Consider the following 12,276-nt stretch of genomic DNA (forward strand, 5'->3'; position numbering starts at 1 on the left):
ACAAAGACCTCTCTGGGTAGTAGATGAACGTGGACTGAAAGTCGTTGCTTAGAGCGCCAGGCACAACCGGTACGCGTCGAACACCGCGGCGTGAATGTTGCGGCTGGCGACCGCGTCGCCGATGCGGAACAGCTGGTAGCGACCGTCCGGATTGCGCCGCACCGATTGCGGACTCAGGTCGAGCAGCGCCTGCTGGTCCACCTCGCCGAGGTTCGACGAGGCAGCCACCAGCGAGAAGTACAGCTCGTCCGACGGTAGCGTGCCGTGCTCCACGACGACCTGATCGACGATGCGTTGCCGAGTGACGTGTGCGTATTCGTTGTACAGGTCGGCTTCCAGTCGGCCGTCCTTGCGGCGCACCGCGGTCAGCCGCTCATTGAGTGTGACGCGCACATCGTGTTCGGCGAACACCTTGAAGTAGCCGGGGTAGTTGACCCCGCCGACATCGGGAGCCAACACCCGCTCCGGCGTGACGAATTCGATCTTCGCGCCCGCGCGGGCCAGGACCTCTGCGGCGTCGAGACCGGGATGCTGGCCGTTGTCGTCGAACAGCAGCACGTCACCCTTGACCCTGACGGCGCCGCTCAGCACGTCCCAGCCATCGGAGACCAGTTGTGCTCCCTCGGTGAGGAATTCGGTGTTCGGGACACCACCGGTGGCGATCACGACGAGATCCGAATCTTCGGCCAGCACCTCGTCGGCCTCGGCATAGGTGTTGTACCGAATGTCGACGTCGAGGTGTTTGCACTCGGCCAGTCGCCAGTCGATGATCCCGATCAGGTCGCGCCGTCGCGGCGACGACGACGCGAGGCGGATCTGGCCGCCCGCCGCATCGCTGGCCTCCAGCACCACCACCCGGTGTCCACGCAGACCGAGCACCCGCGCCGCCTCCAGGCCTGCAGGCCCGGCGCCGACGACGACGGCCTTCCGCGGTGTGCCTGTCGCCGCGGGTACGTGGTGCGGCAACCGGTCTTCCCGACCCGTCGCGGGATTGTGGATGCACTTGGCGTCGCGGGCCTGGTAGATCTCATCGAGGCACAGACTGGCGCCTACGCAGGGCCGGATCCGGTCCTCTTCTCCCGCTTGGATTTTCGCAACGATGTGCGGATCGGCGATGTGCGCGCGGGTCATCCCGACCAGGTCGAGTAGGCCGTCGCGGATGGCATGCCTGGCGGTGGCCACATCGTTGATCCGGGAGGCGTGCATCACCGGCACGCCGACTTGGCGTTTGATTTCGCCCGCGAACTCCAGATGCGGCGCAACGGGTGTGCCCATCGGCGGGATGACCCTGGACAACGCCTCGTCACTGCCCATGTATCCCCGGATGATGCTGAAGAAGTCGACGCCCTCTGCGACGACCTGATGAGCGATCGCGAGCGCCTCCTCTCGGCCGAGGCCGCCCGGCATCTCCTCGTCGAAGGACATCCGGATGCCTACGGCGAAGTCGGGTCCTGCGGCCTCGCGCACCGCGCGAATAACCCGGAGCGGGAAGCGCATCCGGTTCGCGAGGCTGCCGCCGAACTCGTCGTCGCGATGATTGGTCAGCGGGGACCAGAACGCATCGAGCAGATGGGTGTAACCCTCGATCTCGACGCCGTCAAGACCCGCCTCGCGGCAGCGCGCGGTGGCGTCGGCGTAGGCCCGCACGATGCGGTCCATATCCCATTCCTCGGCCACCTTCGGGAAGGCTCGGTGCGCGGGTTCGCGCAACGGCGAGGGATAGACCACCGGCAGCCAGTCGCCGTCGTAGTTGCTGGTCCGCCGCCCCAGATGGGTGATCTGACACATCACCGCCGTGCCGTGCTCGTGCACGCCGTAGGCGAGTTCCCGTAGCCACGGCACGACCTCGTCCTTGTAGACATGCATATTGCCGAACGCAGCCGGACTGTCGGGCGCAACGATCGCGGACCCGCCGATCATCGTCAGGCCGATGCCGCCCTTCGCCTTTTCCTCGTGGTAAAGGCGGTAGCGCTCCTTGGGCATCCCGTCCTCGGTGTAGGACGGCTCGTGCGACGTGCTGACCACCCGGTTGCGCAGGGTGAGCTGCTTCAGCTCGAAGGGCTGCATCAACGGGTCGATGAGCTGGCGGGTCATAGCGAGTACTCCTCGGCTGCGTCGAGCAGCCAGTCGGCCAGATAGCGGGCAAAAGACGAGCGCACCAGAATCCGATAGTCGTCACCGGATCCGTTGACGGCCATCAGGATGACGCCGGCCTGACCGAGGATCGTCTCCGCGGCGGTGCCCTCACTGAAGGCCCGCGGATGCAGATCGAGTGCGCACCCCTTGGCCAACACGTCGCGGGTGTGCGGGCCAATCAGCCTCAGCGTGGTGCGCTGCCCCGACACGTCGACTGCGGCGCCGCCGTGCGCTGCAACCGCCTCGCGCAGCCGCGCCTCCAACTCGGGGCCCGCCAGCGCGGTGCCGGTCACCAACCACTCATCGGGACCCTGCCAGATCACCGTGGTATCAGCGTTTTTCGCGTAGGTCGACGCGGTCGTCGGCAGCTCGATACCGAGGACCTCCGTCGCTGCCTGCGCACCCGGCCCAGCAGGGTCGACTCGCAGGTCGACCATCGTGACGAACGGTTCCTCAACGATCGCAACCGAATTCGTCAGCGCTGCAAAGCGTGCGGCCCACGGCTGCAGCGGGCTCGTGCGGTCCAACGTGTCAGCCATCGCGGCGCGCTCCTTCCGGGTCCACCAGCACCGAACCGGTGACCTCCACCGGCACCAAAGTTCCCTCGACGGGCACATGCAGGGTTTCGCCGATGCGCGACTGACCCGCCTTGACCAGCGCCAGCGCGAAGGTTCGGCCGAGCTCGGCGCTGCGGTAGCTCGACGTGACGTGGCCCAGCATGGGCACCGGTGGCGGCGGCAATGCGTCGTCATCGCAGAACTCGACGATCTGCGAGCCTTCCGGCAGCCGCGTGACCCGGTCGACGGGCAACAGGCCGACGAGCTGCTTGCGCAACGGGTTCTGGTTCTCGACCCGGCTGAACGAGCGCTTGCCGATGAAGTCGGGCTTCTTCTTGGACACCGCCCAGGCCATACCGAGATCGTGCGGGGAAACCGTGCCGTCGGTGTCCTGCCCGATGATCGGGTAGCCCTTTTCCGCGCGCAGCACGTGCATGGTCTCCGTGCCGTACGGGGTGATGCCGTGGCGGCGGCCCGCCTCGAGCAACCGCTCCCACACCGCGGGCGCGTGCCACGCATTCACGTTGACCTCGTATGCGAGTTCACCGGAGAAGCTGACGCGCGCAACCCGAATGGGTACGTCGTCCAGGCTGGTGTCGCGCCACGTCATGAACGGGAACGCGTCGTTCGACACATCGAGATCGCCGAACACCGCTCCGATGACGTCGCGGGACCGTGGACCGACGACCGGGAACGTCGCCAAGTGGTCGGTCACTGAGGTGAGTGCGACCTGCAGTTGCGGCCACTCGGTCTGCAGCCACTCCTCCATCCAGTCAAGGATCTTCGCCGCACCGCCGGTGGTGGTGTACACCAGGAAACGATCCTCGGCGACGCGCAGCACGGTGCCGTCATCGATCACCATTCCGTCGACACCACACATCACGCCGTACCTGATCGAGCCGACCTTCAGGCTGCTCATCAAGTTCGTGTAAATGCGGTCCAAAAGCTCTGCGGCATCGCGCCCCTGGACGTCGATCTTGCCGAGCGTCGAGCCGTCCAGGATGCCGACACCGCTGCGCGCCGAAGCACATTCGCGAAGCACCGCAGCATCCATATCCTCACCGGGATGCGGGTAATGCCGCGGGCGCTTCCACTGCCCGACGTCCTCGAACACTGCGCCCTGCGCGATATGCCAGTCGTGCAGTGCGGTCGTGCGGACCGGATCGAACAGTGCGCCACGGTCGCGTCCAGCCAGCGCGGCGAACGCGACCGGTGTGTAGGGCGGCCGGAATGTGGTGGTGCCCAATGCTTCGATGGGCAGGCCGAGCAGTTCGGCAGTGATGCCGGAAGCGATCACCCCGGACGTCTTGCCTTGGTCGTGCGCCGTCCCGATGGTGGTGTATCGCTTGATGTGTTCGACCGACCGCATGCCGGCACCGACGGCACGCGCTACGTCCGCGACCGTGGCGTCACGCTGCACATCGACGAACTGGTCCTGATCGCGGCCTGGTACCCGCCACAACACCAAACCAGGGCTAGCCGGGACGTCGAGAACCTCGGGCAGCGGATCCTGCGGTGCCAGACCGAGCGCTGACGCAGCCGAGTCGCGGCCTTCGCGCAGGCAGCCCTCCAGATCCATCACGCCGTTCGCCGAACCCGCGACGCTCACCCCGGCGAGCTGCTCGTGAGGAACGAAGGCGCCGAGCGCCGCGTCATAGCGCAGCACTCCGCGCACCTGGCTGAAGAGGTGCACTGCCGGGTTCCAGCCACCGCTGACCAACAGTGTGTCGCACGAAACCGGCTCGACAGCATCGACATTCACGCCGTCAAAGTCGGCGACCAGAGCCTCGACGATGCAGTCGGCACCGCGCGTTCCGGTCACCACCGCGCCGGCGCGCAATGGGATGTCACGTTGTTCGCACTCCTGCCGCAGGCGCTCGGACACCGCGGTGCGAGCATCGACGATCGCCTCGATATGCACCCCCGCATCGGCGAGGTCGAAGGCCGCCGCGTAGGCGCTGTCGTTGGTGGTGAAGACCACCGACGTCCGTCCGACCAGCACGCCGTAGCGGTGCAGGAATGTCCTTGCACTGTGCGCCAACATGATTCCGGGCAGGTCATTGTCGGCGAAGACGATGGGCCGCTCGTGGGCACCGGTCGCGATCAGCACGTGGCGGGCGCGGATCCGCCATACCCGCTGACGCGACACCCCCGCGGGAGCCGCCGCGCCGAGGTGGTCGGTGCGGCGCTCGAGTGCGAGCACGAAGCCGTCGTCGTAGTGGCCGAATGCGGTGGTGCGCTGCAGGTGTCGCACCTCGGGGTACGTGGCGAGCTCATCGACGGCGGTGCGCACCCATTCGGTCGCCGCCGCGTCATCGATGCGCTCGTTGCCGCCCAGCAGCGAACCGCCTGCCTCGGACTGCTCGTCCACCAATACCACCCGCGCGCCGGAACGCGCAGCGGCCAGGGCGGCGGTCAGGCCCGCGGGGCCGGCGCCAACGACAAGCACGTCCGCGTGCGCATGCATCGCGTCATAGCGCGCCGAGTCGGCGATATCGGCCAGCCGGCCCTGGCCCGGAAGACCGCGGGCGGCGAGACCGTCGTGCAACTCGACCGTCGACGCCAGCAGCATCGGCTCAGGGAACGGCGCCTCGATCTGCACCAGCCCGCCGGTATCCTCGGCCCATGCGGCCGAAATACCGCGCGGACGGCCGAGTTTGACGCTCGACGCGATCTTGCGCACGCCGTGCGCCAATAACGCCGAGGCCAGTGTGTCGCCGCGGTGGCCGGTGTAGGTACGCCCGTCGAATGTGAATTCGTAGCGGCTGCTTCGGTCGATCCGGCCACCGGTTTCGGTGCGGTAGGGCGCGGTCATGAGGTCACCGGCTTCTGCTCGGCCATGCGGTAGACGCCATGGAACCGATAGGTCGCGGTGTCGCGCACCGCATTGAACCAGCGCCGGCACCCGGCGCTGTGCACCCACCGCTCGGCGAAGTTGCCCTTGGTGTTGGCACGAAAGAACACGTAGTGCGCCCATTGCTCATCGGTCAGCGCGTACGGATCCTCGGGATAAGCGACGTGTGCCTGGCCGCCGTAGTGGAATTCGGTCTCTTCCCGCGGCCCGCAGTACGGGCATTGGATGAGTTGCATTGTTTCCCAAGCCTTTCGAAGATCAGTGCGCGACTGCAGCGGCGCCGTGTTCATCGACCAGCGCGCCGGTGACGAATCGGTCCAGGCTGAACGGAGACACGTAAGGGTGCGGCTCGTCGTTGGCGATGGTGTCGGCCAAACACCAGCCGATGCCCGGGGTGGCCTTGAAACCGCCTGTCCCCCAGCCACAGTTGAGGTACAGGTTGCGGTACGGCGTGCGGCCGATGATCGGTGAGGCGTCCGGCGTGGTGTCGACGATGCCGCCCCAGCTTCGCAGCAGATGCGCACGAGCGAAGATCGGGAAGAGTTCGACGGCCGCCGCCATCTGCCGCTCGATGATGTGGAAGGCGCCGCGCTGCCCGTAGCCGTTGTAGGAGTCGATGCCCGCGCCCATCACCAGCTCTCCCTTGTGGGCTTGCGACACGTAGACGTGCACGGCGTTGGACATCACGATCGTCGGGTGCACGGGCTCGAGGAGTTCGGAGACCAACGCCTGCAACGGATGGCTCTGCAGGGGCACACGGAAGCCGAGCATGTCGGTGAGCACCGACGTGTGCCCCGCCGCGCACATCGCGACCCGTCCCGCCGAGATATCGCCGAGCGTGGTGCGCACACCCGTGATTCGATCGCCGTCGGTGACGAACCCCGTCACCTCGCAACCCTGCAGTAGGTCCACGCCGGCCGCATCGGCACGACGCGCGAAACCCCAAGCGACGAAATCATGTTTGGCGATTCCGGCGCGCGGCTGATACGTCGCGCCGAGCACCGGGTAGCGCACGTCGGAGGAGATGTTGACGATCGGGCAGACCTTCTTGACCTCGTCGGGTTCGAGCCACTCGGCGTCAACACCGTTGAGCACGTTGGCTTCTACCCGGCGCACGCTGTCGCGGACATCCTGCAGGCTGTGCGCGAGGTTGAGCACCCCGCGCTGGCTGAACAGGATCGGGTAGCCGAGGTCGTCTTCGAGGCCCTCCCACAGCTTCAGCGAGTGCTCGTAGATCTGCGCGCTCTCGTCCCACAGGTAGTTCGACCGGATCAGCGTCGTATTGCGGGCCATGTTGCCGCCGGCCAGCCAGCCCTTCTCGAGCACCGCGACGTTGTTGATGCCGTGGTTCTTGACCAAGTAGTGCGCGGTCGCCAGGCCGTGGCCGCCGCCGCCGATGATGACGACGTCGTAGGACCGCTTCGGCTCGGGATTGCGCCAGAGGAAGTCGGGATGATCGGGCAGGTGCGCGCCTGGCGCCTGTGGACTCACACGGCTCTCCATCGAACAGTCGTTGTCTAACTGATATATCAGTTGTCGAGCACAGTATGGTACGTTGATACGCGCGGTCAAGAGGCAATTCGGACGGGAGATGACGATGAGCGTGGAGCTGGCTGAGACCGGCGACGGGCCGACCCCGTCCAACGCCGACCTTGCGTATCAGATCATTCGCGAGCGGCTCATCATGCTCGACATTCGCCCCAGCGAGCCGATCAACGACGAGAGCCTGGCCCGTCAGCTCGGGTTCGGCCGCACCCCGGTGCGCGAGGCGCTCAAGCGACTCGAGCGCGACCGGCTCGTCATCGCCTATCCCCGCCGCGGCACATTCGCCACGACCGTGGACATCACCGACCTCGCGCACATCCAGGAGATCCGACGCCAACTCGAACCGGTCGTCGCAGCGCGTGCCGCGCGCACCGCGCCGCTGGAAACCCGGGTGCAGCTATCGGCACTCGCCGACGAGATCTCCCGACTCGATCCCACCGACGATCCGCGCACGCTGCTGCGGTTGGACGTGCGGGTGCACACCGCGATCTACAAGGCGTCGGGCAACCCGTACCTAGAGGACGTGCTGGTCTGCCAGGACGCGCACGCCACCCGCATCTGGTGCCTGTTCCTCGACCGGCTCTCGCACGTCGCCGAGCACGTCACCGAGCACGTCGGGCTGCTGCGCGCGATCGTCGACGGTGATGAGGATTTGGCGGCGAAGCTGGCGTCCGAACACGTCATCGGATTCGAACAGGCTGTCCGCGCAGTCCTTTAACGCCCGACACGCGGGGTCGTCGATCGCACCGGAATCCCGAATCGTGCCGGCACACCATCGCTGAACGCGACGTGATCCGGAGCGCGCTTGCTCAGATCGTCGAGTCCGACGGACGCGAGTAGGCCGGCGTCGGAGAAGTCGATCAGCTGGGCCCGACGCAAGGCCCAGACCGGGTGCTCGTTGGGCACATACCACGTCCGGCCGATACGGTCGGTGTGCGCACCCCACCGCGCGGTCAGGTAATGCTCGAGCGGTCCGCATGTCAGCGAATCGGCGACCCGTACCTCAATTGAGCTCGACGCGGTGACGCCCGGCCAGCGCAGCGTTGAGGTGTAGACGCGGCGGTCGCCGTTGGACCGGTAGGTCATTCGGGCCCACCGGTAGGGAGGGCCGAAGATGAAGCGACCGGCTGCAACCATGGCGAGCCGGTTGGTGTCCAGGCTCAGAAAGAACACCCCGCGGCGGCCCGCTGCGTCCATCGAATACAGCCGGACGTTGGTCTCCAAAAACCTGCCGTACAACGACATCTGAAACGGCACGACGCCGACGAAGCTGCTTCCCTCGTAGGTGTCGGGCTCGGTGCCCAGCGGATAGAGATGCGCGATGCTGGCCGGCTCGACCGCCCAATGCAGGAAGGACACGTTGCACCAGCGCTGCCGAAACATTCTCGGCCAGGGCAGAATCGGCGCTTCTGGCGTCACCAATTCGGCCATAGCGAAGCGCTAGCCGTCGTCCGGCTTCGGCGCTTCTGAATCCTCGTCAGGCAGAACAGCTTCCAACGCCGAGCCGGTGATTCGCCGGAACGCCCTGCGCGGACGGTTCGCGTCGAGGATCGCGACCTCCAGCGTCGACGGCCCGAGCGTGCGCGGCTCGCTGCCGCCGTTGCTTCCGGCCTTCAGCGCGGCGACTGCGACCTTTACCGCGTCGGACAGACCGAGGTTCTCCGAGTAGGACTCGTTCAGCGCCGTGGCGATCGGTTCGGTGGTGCCGCCCATCACCACGAAGTGTGGCTCGTCGGCGATCGACCCGTCGTAGGTAATCCGGTACAGCTCAGGCGGTTTGGTCTCACCGAAGTGAGCGACCTCCGCCACGCACAGCTCGACTTCGTACGGCTTGGCCTGCTCGGTGAAGATCGTGCCGAGGGTTTGGGCGTACACGTTGGCCAGCTGGCGGCCCGTCACATCGCGACGGTCATAGGCGTAGCCGCGGGTATCGGCGAACTGAATGCCGCCGCGCCGCAGGTTGTCGAACTCGTTGAACCGCCCGACCGCCGCAAACCCGACTCGGTCATAGAGCTCGCTGACCTTCTGTAGCGATCGCGACGGATTCTCCGCGACGAACAGCACACCACCGGAGTACGCCAGCGCCACCACGCTGCGGCCGCGGGCAATACCCTTGCGTGCGAGCTCCGAACGCTCGCGCATCGCCTGCTCGGGCGAGATGAAATACGGAAAGCTCACGAGTCTCCTCGCGCGTCATGTGACTGAGCAGCACTGTCGGGACCGAATGTATCTTGACGGGACCGACTTTCGATCACCTCGCGGGCCAGCGCCGCGATGCGCTCCTCCGCGACATCGTCGGCGCCCTCAGCACCAAGAATCACGGCGGTCGGATAGATGCCACGCACCAGATCTGGTCCGCCCGTCGCCGAGTCGTCGTCGGCCGCGTCGTACAGCGCCTCCACGGCCACCCGCAGCGCCGAATCCGCGTCCACCACACGCGAATACAGCTTCTTGATCGAGGATTTCGCGAAGATCGAACCGGAGCCCACCGATTGGTAGCCCTCTTCCTCGATGTTCCAGCCGCCTGCCGCGTCGAACGAGACGATGCGGCCTGCCGCATCCGGGTTCGGGTCGTCGAGGTCGTAGGCCGCCAGCAGTGGTAGCGCGACGAAACCCTGCAGCGCCGCACCAAGGTTGCCGCGCACCATGGTGGCGAGCCGATTCACCTTGCCGCGGAACGTCAGCGGCACACCTTCGGTCTTCTCGTAGTGCTCGAGTTCGACGGCGTAGAGGCGAGCGAACTCGACGGCGATGGCCGCCGTACCTGCGATGCCCGTCGCCGTGTAGTCGTCGGTGATGTACACCTTCTGCACGTCACGGCCGGCGATCATGTTGCCTTGAGTCGAGCGGCGGTCGCCTGCCATCACCACCCCGCCGGGGAATTTCAGCGCGACGATCGTGGTGCCGTGCGGCAGCGCGTCCCCTGGGCTCACGGAGACGGCGCGGTTGATGGGCAGAAGTTCGGGCGCCTGACGGCGCAGCAAGTCAGAAAAGGACGACAAGTCCATGCGGACGGAAGACGCTCCTGATACGGGTGACGGGATGGCCAGCTGTTCGTGGTGCGGCCAGGTCACTGTCCACCCTTCTGGACGTACGCGCGCACGAAGTCCTCGGCGTTCTCCTCGAGAACGTCGTCGATCTCGTCCAGCAGGTCGTCGGTCTCCTCGGCCAGCTTCTCGCGACGCTCTTGCCCGGCGGCTGTGCTGCCGGTGAGGTCATCATCCTCGCCGCCACCACCGCCACGCTTGGTCTGCTCCTGAGCCATCGCTGCCTCCTGATAGTCATCGGCGGGCTCACAGCCGCCCGCCGGTTACTCCACACTAGCCCAGCTCGAACATTGTGTTGGGCTCTGCGAACTCGGTGTTTCGACCGAATCCAGTTTCACCTGCGGTGATCACTTCGGCGGGGCTTGACGGTGGGACCGTCGATGGCGAGGGGAAGCCCTACCATCAATCCCTGCCGCCGTGCCCAACACCGCACCGTGTTCTTGCTCGACCACGCTCGGCCAGCTGCTCTCATATGGGCCACTGCGTTTGCTGCGCCCCTTCCTTCTGATCCTGCCGAATTACCCGGACACCCCAAAATGAATGGGTGAGTAGGACAGAAAGAATTCGGGTGATTCCCTAAACCGGATCTCCCAGTTCATCAGAGTTTGCTGAACAACGCCTGGACAGCGGCTGTCAGGTGGTGAGCTGCTCCACCAGTTCGATGGCGGTGTCAACGGAGTCCAGCAACGCTCCGACATGCGCCTTGCTGCCCCGCAGCGGCTCCAGAGTTGGAATCCGGACGAGCGAATCGCCGCCGAGATCGAAGATCACCGAGTCCCAGCTGGCCGCGGCGATATCAGCACCGAACCGGCGCAGGCACTCGCCACGGAAGTACGCGCGGGTGTCGGTCGGCGGGTTGTCGACGGCGTCGATCACCTGCTGCTCGGTGACCAGTCGCTTCATCGAGCCGCGCGCCACCAGCCGGTTGTACAGGCCCTTGTCCAGCCGGACATCGGAGTACTGCAGATCGACCAGGTGCAGTCGGGGCGCGGACCAGTTGAGGTTCTCGCGCTGCCGGAAGCCCTCCAGCAGCCGCAGCTTCGCAGGCCAGTCGAGGAGCTCGGCGCATTCCATCGGGTCACGCTCGAGCAGATCGAGGATGTTGGCCCACGTTTCGACGACGTCGGCGGCACGCGGATCGGGATCGCGGCTGTCGACGAGCTTGGCCACTCGGTCGAGGTAAATCCGTTGCAGCGCAAGGGCCGTCAGCTCCCTGCCGTCGGCGAGCGCGACGGTGGCGCGCAACGACGGGTCGCGGCTGATCACGTGCACGGCGTGCACCGGCCGCGCCAGCGCCAAATCGGAAAGGTCCATGCCCTCTTCGATCAGGTCGAGCACCAGCGCGGTGGCGCCGAGCTTGAGATAGGTCGACGTCTCGGCCAGGTTCGCGTCACCGATGATGACGTGCAGCCTGCGGTACTTGTCGGCGTCGGCGTGCGGTTCGTCGCGGGTGTTGATGATGCCGCGCTTGAGCGTGGTCTCGAGGCCGACCTCGACCTCGATGTAGTCCGAGCGCTGCGACAGCTGGAAACCCGGCTCGTCGCCCGACGGCCCGATCCCGACCCGGCCGGAACCGGTGATCACCTGGCGGGACACCAGGTGGGGCGTCAATCCCGCGATGACGGCCGAGAACGGCGTCTGACGCGACATCAGGTAGTTCTCGTGCGAGCCGTAGGACGCACCCTTGCCGTCCACGTTGTTCTTGTAAAGCTGCAGCTTGGCGGCCCCTGGCACGCTCGCGACGTGCCGTGCGGCGGCCTCCATCACCCGCTCGCCCGCCTTGTCCCAGATCACCGCGTCCAGCGGATCCGTGCACTCGGGTGCGGAGTACTCGGGATGGGCGTGGTCGACGTACAGCCGGGCGCCGTTGGTCAGGATCATGTTGGCCGCACCGACCTCGTCGGCGTCCACCACCGGTGGCGGGCCTGCTGACCGGCTCAGGTCGAATCCACGGGCGTCGCGCAGCGGCGACTCCACTTCGTAGTCCCACCGCGTGCGCTTGGCGCGCTGAATGCCCGCGGCGGCCGCATACGCCAGCACCGCCTGCGTCGATGTCAGGATCGGATTCGCGGTCGGGTCGGACGGCGATGAAATGCCGTACTCGACCTCGGTCCCGATAATCCTTTGCATGTGCCCC

Annotated in this window: 11 protein-coding genes; 1 reads left to right on the top strand and 10 read right to left on the bottom strand. The window is 66.4% G+C overall.

What is annotated here, in order from left to right; translation table 11 throughout:
- Nucleotides 1-48 precede the first annotated feature (48 nt).
- Genes MYCSM_RS18085 through MYCSM_RS18105 form a run of 5 tightly spaced genes read right to left on the bottom strand, consistent with a single transcriptional unit; the run spans nt 49 to nt 7,038 of the window.
- Nucleotides 49-2,094 carry an NADH:flavin oxidoreductase gene (locus tag MYCSM_RS18085; RefSeq protein ID WP_015307609.1) on the bottom strand — a complete coding sequence of 682 codons (2,046 nt, stop codon included), beginning with the start codon at nt 2,092-2,094 and terminating at the stop codon, nt 49-51.
- Entirely contained in the window at nt 2,091-2,675 is a 585-nt protein-coding gene (locus MYCSM_RS18090; protein WP_015307610.1) for a sarcosine oxidase subunit gamma, read from the bottom strand. The genes MYCSM_RS18085 and MYCSM_RS18090 overlap by 4 nt, the downstream gene beginning before the upstream one ends.
- Nucleotides 2,668-5,508, bottom strand: a complete 2,841-nt coding sequence (locus MYCSM_RS18095; protein ID WP_015307611.1) for a 2Fe-2S iron-sulfur cluster-binding protein — start codon at nt 5,506-5,508, stop codon at nt 2,668-2,670. The genes MYCSM_RS18090 and MYCSM_RS18095 overlap by 8 nt, the downstream gene beginning before the upstream one ends.
- Nucleotides 5,505-5,783 carry a sarcosine oxidase subunit delta gene (locus MYCSM_RS18100; protein WP_015307612.1) on the bottom strand — a complete coding sequence of 93 codons (279 nt, stop codon included), beginning with the start codon at nt 5,781-5,783 and terminating at the stop codon, nt 5,505-5,507. The genes MYCSM_RS18095 and MYCSM_RS18100 overlap by 4 nt, the downstream gene beginning before the upstream one ends.
- A 22-nt stretch (nt 5,784-5,805) precedes the next feature.
- On the bottom strand, nt 5,806-7,038 hold the full coding sequence (locus MYCSM_RS18105) for a sarcosine oxidase subunit beta family protein (protein WP_015307613.1): 1,233 nt from the start codon (nt 7,036-7,038) through the stop codon (nt 5,806-5,808).
- A 106-nt stretch (nt 7,039-7,144) separates the two neighbouring features.
- On the opposite strand from MYCSM_RS18105, the gene MYCSM_RS18110 reads away from it, so the two are divergent.
- Nucleotides 7,145-7,810, top strand: a complete 666-nt coding sequence (locus MYCSM_RS18110; protein ID WP_015307614.1) for a GntR family transcriptional regulator — start codon at nt 7,145-7,147, stop codon at nt 7,808-7,810.
- Here the strand turns inward: MYCSM_RS18110 and MYCSM_RS18115 are convergent.
- From MYCSM_RS18115 to dop, 5 genes are all read right to left on the bottom strand, one after another.
- Nucleotides 7,807-8,523 carry a YqjF family protein gene (locus tag MYCSM_RS18115; RefSeq protein ID WP_015307615.1) on the bottom strand — a complete coding sequence of 239 codons (717 nt, stop codon included), beginning with the start codon at nt 8,521-8,523 and terminating at the stop codon, nt 7,807-7,809. The two genes, MYCSM_RS18110 and MYCSM_RS18115, sit on opposite strands and share 4 nt — an antisense overlap.
- A gap of 9 nt (nt 8,524-8,532) precedes the next feature.
- Entirely contained in the window at nt 8,533-9,270 is a 738-nt protein-coding gene (prcA, locus tag MYCSM_RS18120) for a proteasome subunit alpha (protein ID WP_015307616.1), read from the bottom strand.
- The gene (gene prcB, locus MYCSM_RS18125; protein WP_015307617.1) at nt 9,267-10,166 is read right to left on the bottom strand and encodes a proteasome subunit beta; all 900 of its coding nucleotides are present in this window, start codon (nt 10,164-10,166) and stop codon (nt 9,267-9,269) included. Before prcB ends, prcA begins: the two co-directional genes overlap by 4 nt.
- A complete protein-coding gene (locus tag MYCSM_RS18130) occupies nt 10,163-10,357 on the bottom strand; it encodes a ubiquitin-like protein Pup (protein WP_003887572.1) in 195 nt (64 codons plus the stop codon). Before MYCSM_RS18130 ends, prcB begins: the two co-directional genes overlap by 4 nt.
- Nucleotides 10,358-10,772: 415 nt before the next feature.
- Entirely contained in the window at nt 10,773-12,269 is a 1,497-nt protein-coding gene (dop, locus tag MYCSM_RS18135) for a pup deamidase/depupylase (RefSeq protein WP_015307618.1), read from the bottom strand.
- Between the last annotated feature and the right edge of the window lie 7 nt (nt 12,270-12,276).

The sequence above is a fragment of the Mycobacterium sp. JS623 genome, from assembly GCF_000328565.1.
Taxonomy (GTDB): domain Bacteria; phylum Actinomycetota; class Actinomycetes; order Mycobacteriales; family Mycobacteriaceae; genus Mycobacterium.